The following is a 15,416-nucleotide window of genomic DNA, read 5'->3' as shown; positions in this document are numbered from 1 at the left end:
CATGGCTACGCTCGAACTTCGCAATGTAAACAAGACCTATGGCGCCGGCCTGCCCGACACCTTGAAGAACATCGAACTGTCGATCAAGGAAGGCGAATTCCTGATCCTGGTCGGCCCTTCGGGTTGCGGTAAATCCACGCTGATGAACTGCATCGCCGGTCTGGAGACCATTACCGGCGGCGCGATCATGATCGGTGACCAGGATGTGAGCGGCATGAGCCCCAAGGACCGTGACATCGCCATGGTGTTCCAGTCCTACGCGCTCTACCCGACCATGAGCGTGCGCGAGAACATCGAATTCGGCCTCAAGATCCGCAAGATGCCCCAGGCCGACATCGACACCGAAGTGGCGCGCGTGGCCAAGCTGCTGCAGATTGAACACCTGCTCAACCGCAAGCCGGGCCAGTTGTCCGGTGGTCAGCAACAGCGTGTGGCGATGGGCCGTGCCCTGGCGCGTCGGCCGAAGATCTACCTGTTCGACGAACCGCTGTCCAACCTCGACGCCAAGCTGCGCGTCGAGATGCGCACCGAAATGAAACTGATGCACCAGCGGCTGAAAACCACCACCGTCTACGTCACCCATGACCAGATCGAAGCGATGACCCTGGGCGACAAGGTAGCGGTGATGAAGGACGGGATCATCCAGCAGTTCGGTACGCCGAAAGAGATCTACAACAACCCGGCCAACCAATTCGTGGCGAGCTTTATCGGTTCGCCGCCGATGAATTTCGTCCCGCTGCGCCTGCAACGCAAGGACGGCCGCCTGGTGGCGTTGCTCGACAGCGGCCAGGCCCGTTGCGAGTTGGCGCTTAACGTGTCGGACGCGGGCCTTGAGGATCGCGATGTGATCCTGGGCCTGCGCCCGGAGCAAATCCTGTTGGCGACCAGCGAGGGCGACAGCGCCTCGAGCATTCGTGCCGAAGTCCAAGTCACCGAGCCGACCGGGCCGGACACCTTGGTGTTCGTGCAGCTCAACGACACCAAGGTCTGCTGCCGCCTGGCGCCGGATGTGGCACCGCAGGTCGGTGAGACCCTGACCCTGCAATTCGACCCGGCCAAGGTCTTGCTGTTCGACGCCCAAACCGGCGAACGCTTGGGCACTGCTGCCTCATTGCCCACACATGGGCATGCCGACAACGTGGCCCAGTTCAAGGGCCGATGAAGCAGATAAGATGTTGTTTTGGTTAAAAAAAGTAACCCGCGTTAGATAAAAACAGTTTAATAACAATAAAGACGAGGATGTAGGGATGAAAAAGCAGCACAACAACACTCGGCTGATCTGCCAACTGTCAGCAGCAGCAGCCCTGGTATTGTCCGCCAATGCGATGGCGGCCGATGCATTCAGCGCCGATTCCAAGTGGATGACCGGCGATTGGGGCGGCGAGCGGACCAAGCTGATCGAGCAGGGTATCGATATCAAAGCGGATTATGTCGGTGAAGTCGGCGCCAACATCGGCGGTGGCTACAACAACGACAGAACTGCCCGTTACGCTGACCAGTTCGGTCTGGGCGTCGCGCTGGACCTGCAAAAGCTGTGGGGCTGGGATAACACCCAGGCCAAGATCCAGTTGACCAACCGTAATGGCGCGAACATCTCCAATGACCGTATTGGTGACCCGCGTGCCGGCACCTTGAGTTCGTCTCAAGAAGTTGATGGCCGAGGCCACATGGTGCGTCTGACCCAGTTCTGGATTCAGCACCAGATGTTCGACAACAAGTTGGACGTGAAACTCGGTTACTTCGGTGAAGGCGAAGACTTCAACACCTTCCCGTGCGACTTCCAGAACCTGTCGTTCTGCGGTTCCCAAGTGGGTAACTACGTCAACACCTGGTACAACTGGCCCGTCGCCCAGGCCGCAATTCGCGTGAAGTACAACATCACGCCTGAGCTGTACGCGCAAATCGGTGCGTACAACCAGAACCCGTCACAACTGGAGCACGGCAACGGCTTCAAACTCAGCGGCAGCGGCACCAAGGGCACCGTGATTCCGGTGGAATTGGTCTGGTCACCGAAAGTTAATAATCTGCCGGGCGAATACCGTGTGGGTTACTACAAGAGCGCCGCCGATGCCAACGACGTACTTAAAGACGTCAATGGTAACGACGCAGCGACCACTCGGGCTGCCTATCGTGTGCGCAGCAGCAAAACCGGTTACTGGTTCGTTGCGCAACAGCAACTCACCAGCCATAACGGTGACGCTTCTCGCGGCCTGAATATCGCGGCCAACGCCACCTTCCACGACAAAGACACCAACCTGGTCGACAACTACCAGTCGTTGATGCTTGTGTATAAAGGCCCGTTTGATGCACGTGCGAAAGATGACGTCGGTATCGGTGTGTCCCGTATCCACGCCAACAGTGACGTGAAGAAAAACGCTGAGTTGTACAACGAGGCTAACGGCTTCACCGATTACAGCGAAGTGGGTTACGCACCGCTGCGCAACACCGAGTACAACGTCGAACTCAACTACGGCATCCACGTCACCAACTGGCTGACCGTGCGTCCTAACCTGCAATACATCGCCAACCCAGGCGGCGTGAAGCAAGTCGACAACGCAGTGGTCGCGGGCCTGAAAATTCAGTCTACGTTCTAACGCTGTTGCGATAAGCTCCTTCTCTCTGTGCGCATTTTGCGGGTAGCCATGGCTATCCGCTTTTTTTTGGGTTGCACCGTGAAGATATTCAGGACCGTGGCACATGCATGAGCATCCGCTGCAACGCTTTTTCAAATCCCTGCGCGAGCGTCCGGTGTTCGCCTGGGAGCGTTTTCAAATGCGCGATGTGTTGGTGATCGACCATCCGCTGTGTCAGGCGGTGTTCAGTCGCCAAGGTGCGCAATTGCTGCACTTTCAGCCCGCCGGCCAGAAGCCCTGGCTGTGGTGCGCCGCCAAATGGCCGCAAGTGGGCGCCATCCGTGGTGGTGTGCCGGTGTGTTGGCCGTGGTATGGCCGGCATCCCAGCGAAAACGCCTGGCCTTCCCATGGTTGGGCACGCTTGATCGATTGGAAACTGCTCGACAGCAGCACCGACGACGATGGCGTGCGTCTGCACTGGCAGTTGCAGCTATGCGATTGGCAGGTGGATTTGCATGCGCACCTGGGCGAAACCCTGGAACTGCGCCTGAGCACCGAACATCAGGATGAACTGCCGTGCCAGTTGAGCCATGCGTTGCACGCCTACTGGCGGATTGGCAACGTCGGCGAGATAGCGCTGTCTGGGCTCGACGGTGCGCAAGGTTATGACCAGCTCAATCGTCAGGTTTGCCAGCAGGAAGGCGAGCTACGGGTGGAGGGTGGGTGCCAGCGGGTGTTTCAGCATGACGGTGAATTGCATCTCAAGGACCATGCCTGGCAGCGCGAGTTGTGCATCGACACCGGCGACAGCGCTGACACGGTGGTGTGGCACCCGGGTAGTCGGCCGCTGCTGGGGGTGAGTTTTAACGAGGCGTCGGGGTTTGTGTGCGTGGAGTCGGCGATGGCTGGGGCAAGCCTGGCACCGGGAGAGCGGGCGCATCTCAGTTTGCAGGCTAGGGCTGGGGCTTAGCGGTGTGGCTTATGGCCCTATCGGGAGCAAGCCCCCTCCCACATTTGAAGGTATTCACAGATCAGCGTGTGGGAGGGGGCTTGCCCCGATAGGGGCGATACTGCTGGTAGAGATGACGGCTAGTTAAACTCGTCCCCCACCGGATACCGGCTGTCATTCAAACTCTCTTTGATCTTGCGCAAATGCGGCTGGAAGTCCACGCCACGGCGCAAGGTCATGCCGGTTGCCAGCACATCCAGCACGGTCAGTTGAATGATCCGCGAGGTCATCGGCATGTAGATGTCGGTGTCTTCGGGCAGCGGAATGTTCAGGCTCACGGTACTGGCCTTGGCCAGCGGCGAGTTTTCCGCCGTCACGCCGAGCACCGAAGCGCCGTTTTCCCTGGCGATACGTGCCACTTCCACCAGCTCGCGGGTACGCCCGGTGTAGGAAATGATCACGAATAGCTCGCCCGTATGGGCTACCGACGCGATCATGCGTTGCATCAGCACGTCGGCGTGGGCTGTGACGGCCAGGTTAAAGCGGAAAAACTTGTGCAACGCATCCATCGCCACCGGGGCTGAAGCACCCAGGCCGAAAAAGTGGATCTGTCGTGCCTGGATCAGCAAATCCACAGCCTTGCTGATAAGGGCAGGGTCCAGGGCCTGGCAGGCACTGTCCAGAGACGCAATGGCGCTGCCAAAGATTTTTTGCGTATAAGCCTCAGGGTTATCATCGGCCTCCACGGCGCGGCTGACATAGGCCGCGCCACTGGCCAGGCTTTGCGCCAGCTGCAATTTAAGTTCAGGGTAACCGCTGACGCCGAACGAACGGCAGAAACGGTTGACCGTCGGTTCACTGACCGAGGCGGCTTGGGCGAGGGCTGCGATGGAGAAGCGGGTCGCCTGCTGCGGGTTGAGCAGGATGACCTCGGCGACTTTTTTCTCAGCCTTGTTCAGTTCTTCGAGGCGGTTCCGGATCTGTTCCAGAAGATTTCGCACGCGGTCCATTCAGTCTTTCCTTCGGGCGACGATGCAAATATAGGGCAGCAACCCATCAACGAGTGGCCCTTTGCGGTGGCCTATCCTACTGAGGGTAGCTGAACACCACCACTCGGAATGCGTATTTCGGGAAAATGTTGTGGTTATTACTACATTTTTCCTTGAGTGATACCTTGAAAAAAGGTATTTGTAGCTTAACTTGATAAAAGAACAAACATCATGCCTTCGATAACCGTAGAACCCTGCACCTTTGCCCTGTTTGGCGCGTTGGGTGATCTGGCGCTGCGCAAGTTATTTCCTGCCCTCTATCAACTCGATGGCGCCGGGCTCTTGCACGACAACACGCGCATTCTGGCGCTGGCCCGTGAGGCTGGCAGCGAGCAAGAGCACCTGGCTCATATCGAAAAAGAACTGCGTAAATACGTCGGCAAGGAGTTGGAGGAGGCCGTGGCAGCGCGCTTCCTCGCACGCCTGGCTTACGTGCATGTCGACTTCATGAAGGCTGACGACTACGTCGCCCTTGCGGAAAAAGTCGGTAGCGAACAACGGCTGATCGCCTATTTCGCCACCCCTGCGGCAGTGTACGGTGCGATTTGCGAAAACCTGGCCAAGGTCGGCCTGGCGGAAAACACCCGTGTGGTACTGGAAAAACCCATCGGTTCTGACCTGGAGTCCTCGCGCAAGGTCAACGATGCCGTGGCGCAGTTCTTCCCGGAAAACCGCACCTACCGCATCGACCACTACCTGGGCAAAGAGACCGTCCAGAACCTGATTGCCCTGCGTTTCGCCAACAGCCTGTTCGAAACCCAGTGGAACCAGCACTACATCTCCCACGTAGAAATTACCGTGGCCGAGCAGGTCGGTATCGAAGGCCGTTGGGGTTACTTCGACAAGGCCGGCCAGCTGCGCGACATGATCCAGAATCACCTGCTGCAACTGCTTTGCCTGATCGCCATGGACCCGCCGGCCGATTTGTCCGCCGACAGCATCCGTGACGAGAAGGTCAAGGTGCTCAAGGCCCTGGCGCCGATCAGCCCGGAAGGGCTGACCACCCAAGTGGTGCGCGGCCAGTACATTGCCGGCTACAGCGCCGGTAAAGCCGTGCCGGGTTACCTGGAAGAAGACAACTCCAACACCCAGAGCGACACCGAGACGTTCGTTGCCCTGCGGGCCGACATTCGTAACTGGCGCTGGGCCGGAGTGCCGTTCTACCTGCGCACCGGCAAGCGTATGCCGCAGAAGTTGTCGCAGATCGTGATTCACTTCAAGGAACCGTCCCACTACATCTTCGCCCCTGAGCAGCGCTTGCAGATCAGCAACAAGCTGATCATCCGCCTGCAGCCGGACGAAGGTATTTCCTTGCGCGTAATGACCAAGGAGCAGGGCCTGGACAAGGGCATGCAACTGCGCAGCGGGCCGTTGCAACTGAATTTTTCCGACACCTATCGCAGCGCGCGGATTCCCGATGCCTACGAGCGGTTGTTGCTGGAAGTGATGCGCGGCAATCAGAACCTGTTTGTTCGCAAAGATGAAATTGAAGCCGCGTGGAAGTGGTGTGACCAGTTGATCGCCGGGTGGAAAAAATCCGGTGATGCGCCCAAGCCGTACGCGGCGGGGTCCTGGGGGCCGATGAGCTCGATTGCACTGATTACGCGCGACGGGAGGTCATGGTATGGCGATATCTGAATTGAAACTGCCTCAGGGTGTGAGCGCCCATGAGTACCGTACGCCCACGCTGCTGGCGGACGGTTTGGCCAACGACGTGGCCGAACAACTGCGCACGGCCATCAGTGCCCGAGGCGAGGCGACCCTGGTGGTATCCGGTGGCCGCAGCCCCGTGGCGTTTTTCCAGAACCTGGCCAAGCAGGGGCTGGACTGGTCCAAAGTCACGGTCACGCTGGCCGACGAACGTTGGGTGCCGGTGGAGCACGCCGACAGCAACGCCGGGTTGTTGAAGAAATACCTGCTGCAAGGCCCGGCGGCCAAGGCCAAGTTCCTGAGCCTGTACCACGTTGCCGCTACCCTTGAAGACGCCGCCGAATTGGCCGATCGCCAGTTGGCTGAGTTGCCAGCCATTGATGTGCTGGTCTTGGGCATGGGCGATGATGGTCACACCGCATCGCTATTCCCCAACAGCCCCAACCTGGGCGAGGCGCTGAAGGCCGATGGTGCGCGCCGTTGCTGGCCGATGCTGGCGCCGACGGTGCCACACCAGCGCCTGACCATGAGTCGTGCGTTGCTGGCCACGGCCCATTACACCGTGCTGTCGATTTCCGGCAGCTCGAAATTGACCACCTTGAGCGCCGCCCTGGCCAGTGACGATGTTGCTGCCATGCCGATTCGCGCGTTTTTGCAACCTACTTTAGAGATTTACTGGTGCCCATGAGCCAAGGATCAGCCGCTATGAAAAGCCCTCAACCGACCGTGTCCATGGCGGATAAAGTTGCCCTGATCGACAGTCTCTGCGCCAAGGCGCGGATCCTGCCGGTGATCACCATCGCCCGTGAGCAGGATATTCTGCCGCTGGCCGACGCCCTGGCAGCCGGCGGTTTGACTGCATTGGAAGTGACCCTGCGTTCCGAGTTTGGCCTCAAGGCCATTCAGGTACTGCGTGAGCAACGCCCTGAACTGTGCACCGGTGCTGGCACCGTACTCGACCGTCACATGCTCGAGGCGGCCGAGGTGGCCGGTTCGCAATTCATCGTCACCCCCGGCATCACCCGCGACTTGCTGGAAGCCTCGGTACACAGCCCGATCCCGCTGTTGCCTGGCATCAGCAACGCCTCCGGCATCATGGAAGGCTACGGCCTGGGTTATCGCCGCTTCAAGCTGTTCCCGGCCGAAGTCAGCGGCGGTGTTGCCGCTATCAAGGCCCTCGGTGGCCCGTTCGGCGAAGTTAAATTCTGCCCGACCGGCGGCGTAGGCCCGGCCAACATCAAGAGCTACATGGCGTTGAAAAACGTGATGTGCGTGGGCGGTAGCTGGATGCTCGACCCGGAGTGGGTCAAGAACGGCGACTGGGCCCGTATCCAGGAAGTCACCGCCCAGGCGCTGGCATTGCTGGATTGATCTGATTTACCGAATCGTTGTTGCTGTGCTTAACGGCATTTTTGCGGCGCACTTGGTCGGTGTGCCGCTTTTTTTTGCCCACAAAAAACTCAAGCCCCACACACATTCAAGTGTGGGAGAGGGTGCTGAGTTCGGTGATAGCGTTGACCAGTACCTGGATGTCTGCCGCGCTTGTGACCAACCCTGGCGTCACCCGAATACAGGTACCAAACGCCGCTCCCACACGGGTCGTGGTAAACAGGCCGTAGTCCTTGAGCAAGCGATCCGCCATCACCTGCTGATCTCGTCCGGTAAACTTGAAGGCCGTGATCCCGCAATACAGCCGTGGGTCATCTGGCGTCAGCACCTCGATCCCCGGTAGCCCACGTACCTGGCCCACCCACAAGTCTCGCAAGTATTTGACCCGTGCGCCCTTGGCCAACGAGCCGCCCAATGCGTGATGTTCTTCAAAGACCAGTGGTAACGTCATCAGCGCCGCAAAGTTCGGTGTGCTGTAGGACGTACGCGCGCGCACGTCGTTGGCGGGGTAGTGGAATTCGCCCATGTCCGGGTCAATATCAGCCAAGCGCTCGGGGGCTATGTACAGAAAGCCTAGGGTCAGTGGTGCGCCGATCCATTTGTGCAGGTTGAAACCGGCAAACTGAATACCGAGTTGGGCCAGGTTGAATTCGATCTGGCCCAGGGCGTGAGCCCCGTCAAGGATCACGTCGACGTCGTGCGCGCGTGCCGCCTTGGCAATCGCCTCAACCGGCATTACCAGGCCAGTACGGTGAGTGACATGGGTCAGCGCCATCAACTTGAGGCGCGGGTACTGCACGAATGCATCCCGATAAGTCTGCACCAGGCTGTCGAAACTGGCTGGGTGCGTGTGGGACAGCTCTATCACCTCCACGCCGCGAGCGTTCGCCAACCAGCGCATGGCGCCTTTGACCGTGTCGTACTCCAGGTCGCTGATCAGTACCTGGTCACCTGGCCGCAAACCGTTGTAATTGCGGATCAGCGACTGCAATGCTTCGGTGGCGTTGCGAGTGAAGGCGACCGCCTCAGGGGCCACGTCGATCAGCCCGGCCAATTGGCGCCGAAGCTCGACCTGTTCGCCTTGTTCGAACTGCTGGCGTACATACAACGAGTTACTGCGGTTGATAAGCGCAACGTGCTCCAGGTACCGGGCCTGAACCCAGCGGCTCATGCGCCCGAAGTAGCCGTTTTCCAAGTTGATCGGACCAGGTTCCAGCTCATAGCGCTGGGCGATGACCTGCCAGTGACGTTCGTTATCTGCATGCCTTGGCATGACGTGCACTCTTAATGGCGAGGGGCGGGTTTGCCGTGTTTTACGCGTAGCGGTTCGAGCAGTTCGGACAGGCCGTTGTGGTCGATTTCCTGCATCAAGGCCAATAAACCGCCTAGCTCTCCATGGGGGAAACCCTCACGGGCGAACCAGTTAAGGTAAGGGCCAGGCAGGTCGGCGATGATCCGTCCCTTGTACTTGCCGAAGGGCATTTCGCGGGTGATCAGCAGTTCAAGTTTTTCGGGGTTCATGGGGTTTCAGCGGTTGGAGAGAATGGCTTGGAAAATACAGGCATTCTGCATGAAGGCCAAATGACAGATCATGCAAATAACATAGATACAGAAGGTTCAATAATTCATAAGTTGTTGAAATAAAAGGTTAAATCATTTCTTAAAAACTTGGCACGGGCGCTGCAATCACTAAGACACGTTTCTTAACCCGCACAAGGAATTGAAAAATGACTGACATCAACAAAGAATCGATCTCTGTACTGAACGACCTGATCGAGACCTGCAAAGACGGCCAGAAAGGCTTCGCGACTTGTGCCGAAGATATCAAGCACCCAGAGCTCAAAGCATTGTTCGTCAAACGCTCCGCTGACTGCGCCACTGCGGCTGCCGAGTTGCAAACCGCCGTGCGTGCATTGGGTGGTGATCCGGAAAAATCCGGCTCGGTTGCCGGCGCCCTGCACCGTGGCTGGGTCGACGTGAAGTCACTGGTCACCGGCAAAGACGAAGAGGCTGTCCTGAACGAAGCCGAGCGTGGTGAGGACCACGCACTGAAGGCTTACAAGGAAGCGATCGAGAAGATCAACAAGCACAACCTGCTGGGCATCCGCGATCTGGTTGAGCGTCAGTTCCACGGCGCACAACGCAACCACGACCAGGTCAAAGCCCTGCGTAACCAGGCTCGTGCTCAGTCTTGAGTCCTGCTGCGTAACCCATGTGGGAGGGAGCAAACTCCCTCTCACATTTGTATTGTATTGACCTTGAAAGGGTCATCAGCCGATGCTGATCGGCGGCAGTTCGGTCAGGGTGACGACTTGCTGCTTGCGCGGTGCGAGGATTTCCGCCTCGCCATCCACGACCAGCTCATCTCGCTGATTGAACACCCGCGTGGCAATGCGCACGCGAAACTTGGGCAGCTTTTCGAGGATTTCCAGGCGCACGGTCAGCGTGTCGCCGATTTTCACCGGCTTCTGGAAGCTCATCTGCTGGCCGATATAAATGGTGCCAGGCCCAGGCAGCTCGCAGGCAACGGCTGCACTGATCAGGGCACCGCTGAACATACCGTGGGCGATACGCTCCTTGAACAGGGTCGCCTTGGCATATTCGGCATCCAGGTGCACCGGGTTATGGTCGCCGGACATGGCGGCGAACAGCTGAATATCGCGCTCTTCGACGGTCTTGCTGAAGCTGGCGGTCTGGCCGACTTCAAGGGCTTCGTACGGGGTGTTGGTAACCTGAGTCATCTAAAGGTGCATCCTGTGGCTAATCGGTAACTGAATGATCTGATTTTAACCATCTGATTTTAAAAGAAAAATTATTCGCAGCGGGTCGGTCTGTGCAATGCCAGAGCCTGGTCGAGCCACGTCAGCACATCCGTTGTGACTTCATCGCGATTGATTTCATTGAATACTTCATGACGCGCCTGCGGGTAGACAGTCAATTGCAGGTTTTGGCAGCCAGCCTCACGCAAGGCGTGGGCCAGACTTTTGAGACGCTTGCCTTCACTCACCGGATCACATTCGCCGCCTATTACCAGGATCGGCAGGCCCGGGTCGATCTGCGCGAGATTGGACGCTTTGCTGATTTGCTGCAAGCCGCCCAGCAAGTCGATCCATAGTTGGTTGGTGCAACGCAAACCACAGAGCGGGTCATTGATGTACTTGTCCACTTCATCCGGGTCGCGGCTGAGCCAGTCAAACGCGGTGCGATTGGGTTTGAACGCCTTGTTGAACGAGCCGAACGAGAGGAATTCAATCAACGCACTGCGCCCGCGCAGGCCCTGGCGTGCGCGCTCGATACGGGCAATCACCCGTGCCGCGCGGTACAGCGCCACGGGCTGGAAATTCGAACCGCTGAGTATCGCGCCCTTCAAGCTGGCGCTGTGGTGCAGCAGGTAAGCCTGGGCGATATAGCTACCCATGCTGTGGCCCAGCAGGATAATCGGTAGCCCCGGCTGCTGCTGGCCGATGTGCTGGTTGAGGCTGGCCAGGTCGCCCACCACTTTGTTCCAGCCATCCTGTTCGGCGTACAACCCAAGCGTGCCTTCATCGGCGGTGCGCCCATGGCCACGCTGGTCCAGTGCATACAGGCCGTAGCCGGCCGCACACAAGGCTTCGGCCAGGCGTGCATAGCGACCACTGTGCTCGGCCATGCCGTGGGACAGCATGATGATTGCCTTGGCCTGGCCGTCCGGCAGCCACTGATTGACGTACAGGCGGCTGCGGTCATTCGCGGTCAGCCAGAAGGTGCTGTGGTTCATGGCGCTTCCTTTGCTCGGGGTCGTTGCAGTGTATAGCTCATCTGCCAGGGGCTGGGGTATCTGCCTACGCGTTAGCGGCAAGATTCATACAATCAATGACACGGTTTGGCGTATTTGCCTGTTGGGTCATAACTGCTAACGTCCCCAAAGCTCCGCTTTTTATAGCTGCACATTTTTATAGCAGCAGCGGCCGGACACACTCAGGTAAGAGGACAAGAATAATGCAACCTGATTTTTGGAATGACAAACGCGCGGCGGGCGTTCCCAATACCATTGACCTCTCCACCTACAAGTCGGTGGTCGAGGTGTTCGAGCGTTCCTGCAAGAGCTTTGCCGACCGTCCGGCATTCAGCAACATGGGCATTACCCTGACCTACGCCGAGCTTGAGCGCCAGAGTGCGGCGTTCGCCGGTTACCTGCAACAGCACACCGACCTCAAGCCAGGCGACCGTATCGCCGTGCAAATGCCCAACGTGCTGCATTACCCGGTTGCCGTATTCGGCGCCTTGCGCGCCGGGCTGATCGTGGTCAATACCAACCCGCTGTATACCCCGCGGGAAATGCGCCATCAGTTCAAGGACGCCGGCGTACGTGCGTTGGTTTACCTCAACCTGTTCGGGTCGAGGGTGCAGGAAGTCTGTACCGATACCGAGATCGATTTCCTGATCGAGGCCAGGATGGGCGACTTCATGCCCGCCGCCAAGGGCTGGCTGGTCAACACCGTGGTCGATAAAGTCAAGAAGATGGTGCCGGCCTACCACCTGCCGCGCGCGGTGTCGTTCAAGCGCGCCTTGCGCCTGGGCGCGGGCCTCGGTGTGACGCGACACCCGGTGACGCTGGAGGATATCGCGGTACTGCAATACACCGGCGGCACCACCGGCCTGGCCAAGGGCGCGATGCTCACCCATGGCAACCTGGTCGCCAATATGCAGCAGGCGCGAGCGTGCATGTCCCAGGTCACCGACGATGGCCAACCGCTGGTGCGCGAAGGGCAAGAGGTGATGATCGCGCCGCTGCCGCTGTACCACATCTATGCCTTCACGGCGAACTGCATGTGCATGATGGTGACCGGCAACCACAATGTGCTGATTACCAATCCGCGGGACATTGGCGGTTTTATCAAGGAATTGAAGAAGTGGCGGTTTTCCTGCCTGCTGGGCTTGAACACGCTGTTTGTGGCGTTGATGGACCACCCGGATTTCAAGACCCTGGACTTCTCTCATCTCAAGATCACCAACTCGGGTGGCACCGCGCTGGTCAAGGCCACGGCGGAACGCTGGAAGGCGCTGACCGGGTGCTCCATCGGTGAAGGTTATGGCCTCACCGAAACCTCACCGGTGGCCAGTACCAACCCCTATGGTAGCCAGTCGCGCCTGGGCACCGTCGGCATTCCGGTGCCGGGCACCGCGATGAAAGTGATCGATGACGAAGGCCACGAGCTGCCGTTGGGCGAACGCGGTGAATTGTGCATCAAAGGTCCGCAAGTGATGAAAGGCTACTGGCAGCAGCCGGTCGCCACCGCCGAGACCCTGGACGCCGACGGCTGGCTCAAGACCGGTGACATTGCGGTGATTGATGCCGATGGGTTCGTGAGCATAGTTGATCGCAAGAAGGACCTGATCATTGTCTCCGGCTTTAACGTGTACCCCAACGAGATCGAAGACGTGGTGATGGCTCACCCGGCCGTAGCCAACTGCGCGGTCATCGGCGTGCCGGACGAGCGCACGGGGGAGGCGGTGAAGCTGTTCGTGGTGGCGCGTGCCCAGGGTGTGAGCCTTGAGGAATTGAAGACGTACTGCAAGACCAACTTCACCGGGTACAAAGTGCCCAAGCACATTGTGTTGCGTGAGTCGCTGCCGATGACGCCGGTGGGGAAAATTCTGCGCAGGGAGCTGCGCGACATCGCCTGAGCATGCATTGAAATGCAATCAAATGTGGGAGGGGCGGTACGACGATTCGACTTGCCCCCGATGGCCATCGGTATCTACACCGTTACCGTCGAACGCAAAATCTGTGACCAAACGGCTGTTGTTGTGAGCGCCACGGGGCCAGCCCCTCGCACATTGCTATTTATTGCCTTGAAAGCCGCATTCCAGAGCCTACCTCAGGCTTATAGAATTTTTGCTCTAAAAGTGACCACTAGATGTTCTTGAGTCATGTTTGTGACTGTAGGGCTCTCTTTTGGCTCTAGGCGACCCTTGGCAAAGCTGCTACTCTCGGCGCGCTTTGTGACATCTCGGCCTGCTTGAAAGCGCCAGACTCACCTTAAAAAAACATACACCAATAATAATCGCATCAAATGCGATGATGAATTCGCGTCGCTGAGGAGTGGGCTTCCATGAACGAAGACTTTTGGAAGGATAAGTACCCCGCCGGGATTGCTGCACAAATCAATCCAGACGAGTATCCGAATATTCAGGCGGTACTGAAGCAGTCCTGCCAGCGCTTCGCCAACAAACCGGCTTTCAGCAACCTCGGCAAGACGATCACCTACGGTCAATTGTACGAATTGTCCGGTGCATTCGCCGCCTACCTGCAACAGCATACCGACTTGAAGCCTGGCGATCGAATCGCCGTGCAACTGCCCAACGTCCTGCAGTACCCGGTTGCCGTGTTCGGTGCCATCCGCGCCGGCCTGATCGTGGTCAATACCAACCCGCTGTATACCGCGCGGGAAATGGAACACCAATTCAATGATTCCGGGGCCAAGGCCCTGGTCTGTCTGGCGAATATGGCGCACCTGGCGGAAAAGGTCGTGCCCAAGACCGCCGTCAAGCATGTGATCGTCACCGAAGTCGCCGACCTGCTGTCGCCGTTCAAGCGCCTGTTGATCAACAGCGTCATCAAGTACGTGAAGAAAATGGTCCCGGCCTATCACTTGCCCCAGGCGATCAAGTTCAACGACGTGCTGGCCAAGGGGCACGGCCAACCGGTCAACGATGCCTGCCCGTCCAGCAGTGACGTGGCCGTGCTGCAATACACCGGCGGCACCACAGGCGTGGCCAAGGGCGCGATGCTGACTCACCGCAACCTGGTCGCCAACATGCTGCAGTGCAAGGCGCTGATGGGCTCCAACCTCAATGAAGGCTGCGAGATCCTGATCACCCCGTTGCCGCTGTACCACATCTATGCGTTCACGTTTCATTGCATGGCGATGATGCTGATCGGCAACCACAACATCCTGATCAGCAACCCGCGCGATTTACCGGCGATGGTCAAGGAATTGTCGAAGTGGAAGTTCAGCGGTTTTGTCGGTCTGAACACCTTGTTCGTGGCGCTGTGCAACAACGAAGCGTTCCGCAAGCTGGACTTTTCCGCGCTCAAAGTCACCCTGTCGGGCGGCATGGCCCTGCAACTGGCGGCGGCCGAGCGTTGGAAGGCCGTGACGGGCTGTGGCATCTGCGAAGGTTACGGCATGACCGAAACCAGCCCAGTGGCAACCGTCAACCCGATCCAGCACATCCAGATCGGCACCATCGGCATTCCGGTACCGTCCACCGTGTGTAAAGTCATCGCCGACGACGGCACCGAGTTGGCGTTGGGCGAAACCGGCGAGCTGTGCGTCAAGGGCCCGCAGGTGATGAAGGGCTACTGGCAGCGCGAAGACGCCACCACCGAGATCCTTGACAGTGAAGGTTGGCTGAAGACCGGTGACATTGCGATCATCCAGCAAGACGGCTACATGCGGATTGTCGACCGCAAGAAAGACATGATTCTGGTCTCCGGTTTCAACGTCTACCCCAACGAATTGGAAGACGTGCTGGCGACCTTGCCGGGCGTACTGCAATGCGCGGCCATCGGCGTACCGGATGAGAAGTCCGGGGAACACATCAAGATTTTCATCGTGGTCAAGCCAGGGGCGACCCTGACCAAGGACCAGGTGATGGAGCACATGCGCGCCAATGTCACCGGCTATAAGGTGCCCAAGGCCGTGGAGTTCCGTGATGCGTTGCCAACCACCAACGTGGGCAAGATCCTGCGTCGCGAGTTGCGCGATGAGGAATTGAAGAAGCTCGGTCTTAAAAAGTAACCCGGCGCCAAATGTGGGA

Annotated in this window: 14 protein-coding genes; 9 read left to right on the top strand and 5 right to left on the bottom strand. The window is 58.6% G+C overall.

The genetic code is table 11. The features are described 5' to 3' along the window. Position 1 precedes the first annotated feature (1 nt). From ugpC to M5B43_RS25120, 3 genes are all read left to right on the top strand, one after another. Entirely contained in the window at positions 2 to 1,162 is a 1,161-nt protein-coding gene (ugpC, locus tag M5B43_RS25130; RefSeq protein ID WP_248752591.1) for a sn-glycerol-3-phosphate ABC transporter ATP-binding protein UgpC, read from the top strand. 85 nt (positions 1,163 to 1,247) lie between these two features. Next, positions 1,248 to 2,594, top strand: a complete 1,347-nt coding sequence (locus M5B43_RS25125) for a carbohydrate porin (RefSeq protein ID WP_248752590.1) — start codon at positions 1,248 to 1,250, stop codon at positions 2,592 to 2,594. A gap of 103 nt (positions 2,595 to 2,697) precedes the next feature. Further along, a complete protein-coding gene (locus M5B43_RS25120; protein WP_248752589.1) occupies positions 2,698 to 3,543 on the top strand; it encodes a D-hexose-6-phosphate mutarotase in 846 nt (281 codons plus the stop codon). 119 nt (positions 3,544 to 3,662) lie between these two features. Here M5B43_RS25120 and M5B43_RS25115 read toward each other — a convergent pair whose 3' ends face one another. Next, positions 3,663 to 4,523, bottom strand: coding sequence for a MurR/RpiR family transcriptional regulator (locus M5B43_RS25115; RefSeq protein WP_170039859.1), 861 nt, complete (start codon positions 4,521 to 4,523; stop codon positions 3,663 to 3,665). Between the two features lie 219 nt (positions 4,524 to 4,742). Here M5B43_RS25115 and zwf point away from each other — a divergent pair, with 219 nt between their 5' ends. The 3 genes from zwf to M5B43_RS25100 are packed head-to-tail and all read left to right on the top strand — an operon-like array spanning position 4,743 to position 7,592. After that, entirely contained in the window at positions 4,743 to 6,209 is a 1,467-nt protein-coding gene (gene zwf, locus M5B43_RS25110; protein WP_248752588.1) for a glucose-6-phosphate dehydrogenase, read from the top strand. Further along, the gene (pgl, locus tag M5B43_RS25105; RefSeq protein WP_248752587.1) at positions 6,196 to 6,909 is read left to right on the top strand and encodes a 6-phosphogluconolactonase; all 714 of its coding nucleotides are present in this window, start codon (positions 6,196 to 6,198) and stop codon (positions 6,907 to 6,909) included. The genes zwf and pgl overlap by 14 nt, the downstream gene beginning before the upstream one ends. Positions 6,910 to 6,926: 17 nt before the next feature. Next, on the top strand, positions 6,927 to 7,592 hold the full coding sequence (locus M5B43_RS25100; protein ID WP_026067364.1) for a bifunctional 4-hydroxy-2-oxoglutarate aldolase/2-dehydro-3-deoxy-phosphogluconate aldolase: 666 nt from the start codon (positions 6,927 to 6,929) through the stop codon (positions 7,590 to 7,592). 106 nt (positions 7,593 to 7,698) lie between these two features. On the opposite strand, the gene M5B43_RS25095 is transcribed toward M5B43_RS25100, so the two are convergent. Both M5B43_RS25095 and M5B43_RS25090 read right to left on the bottom strand, forming a co-directional pair. Next, positions 7,699 to 8,883: an aminotransferase class V-fold PLP-dependent enzyme gene (locus M5B43_RS25095; protein WP_248752586.1), complete on the bottom strand. Its 1,185-nt coding sequence runs from the start codon at positions 8,881 to 8,883 to the stop codon at positions 7,699 to 7,701. Positions 8,884 to 8,894: 11 nt separating this feature from the next. Further along, entirely contained in the window at positions 8,895 to 9,131 is a 237-nt protein-coding gene (locus M5B43_RS25090) for a DUF3820 family protein (RefSeq protein ID WP_017139191.1), read from the bottom strand. A 206-nt stretch (positions 9,132 to 9,337) separates the two neighbouring features. Here M5B43_RS25090 and M5B43_RS25085 point away from each other — a divergent pair, with 206 nt between their 5' ends. After that, a complete protein-coding gene (locus M5B43_RS25085) occupies positions 9,338 to 9,805 on the top strand; it encodes a PA2169 family four-helix-bundle protein (RefSeq protein WP_248752585.1) in 468 nt (155 codons plus the stop codon). 75 nt (positions 9,806 to 9,880) lie between these two features. Here the strand turns inward: M5B43_RS25085 and M5B43_RS25080 are convergent, their stop codons facing one another. Together M5B43_RS25080 and M5B43_RS25075 are read right to left on the bottom strand one after the other, a co-directional pair. Further along, on the bottom strand, positions 9,881 to 10,351 hold the full coding sequence (locus M5B43_RS25080) for a MaoC family dehydratase (protein WP_248752584.1): 471 nt from the start codon (positions 10,349 to 10,351) through the stop codon (positions 9,881 to 9,883). 71 nt (positions 10,352 to 10,422) lie between these two features. Beyond that, complete coding sequence (locus M5B43_RS25075; protein WP_248752583.1) at positions 10,423 to 11,367, bottom strand: alpha/beta hydrolase; 945 nt, start codon at positions 11,365 to 11,367, stop codon at positions 10,423 to 10,425. Between the two features lie 221 nt (positions 11,368 to 11,588). Here M5B43_RS25075 and fadD2 point away from each other — a divergent pair, with 221 nt between their 5' ends. Together fadD2 and fadD1 are read left to right on the top strand one after the other, a co-directional pair. Then, positions 11,589 to 13,277, top strand: coding sequence for a long-chain-fatty-acid--CoA ligase FadD2 (fadD2, locus tag M5B43_RS25070; protein ID WP_248752582.1), 1,689 nt, complete (start codon positions 11,589 to 11,591; stop codon positions 13,275 to 13,277). Positions 13,278 to 13,705: 428 nt separating this feature from the next. Then, complete coding sequence (gene fadD1 / locus M5B43_RS25065) at positions 13,706 to 15,397, top strand: long-chain-fatty-acid--CoA ligase FadD1 (protein ID WP_248752581.1); 1,692 nt, start codon at positions 13,706 to 13,708, stop codon at positions 15,395 to 15,397. The last annotated feature ends 19 nt before the right edge of the window (positions 15,398 to 15,416 follow it).

Origin of the sequence: Pseudomonas sp. MWU15-20650, assembly GCF_023242475.1 — a bacterium.
Classification (GTDB): Bacteria; Pseudomonadota; Gammaproteobacteria; order Pseudomonadales; family Pseudomonadaceae; genus Aquipseudomonas.
The sequence above is the reverse complement of the archived record's forward strand: the minus strand, read 5'-3'. Positions and strand labels throughout refer to the sequence as shown.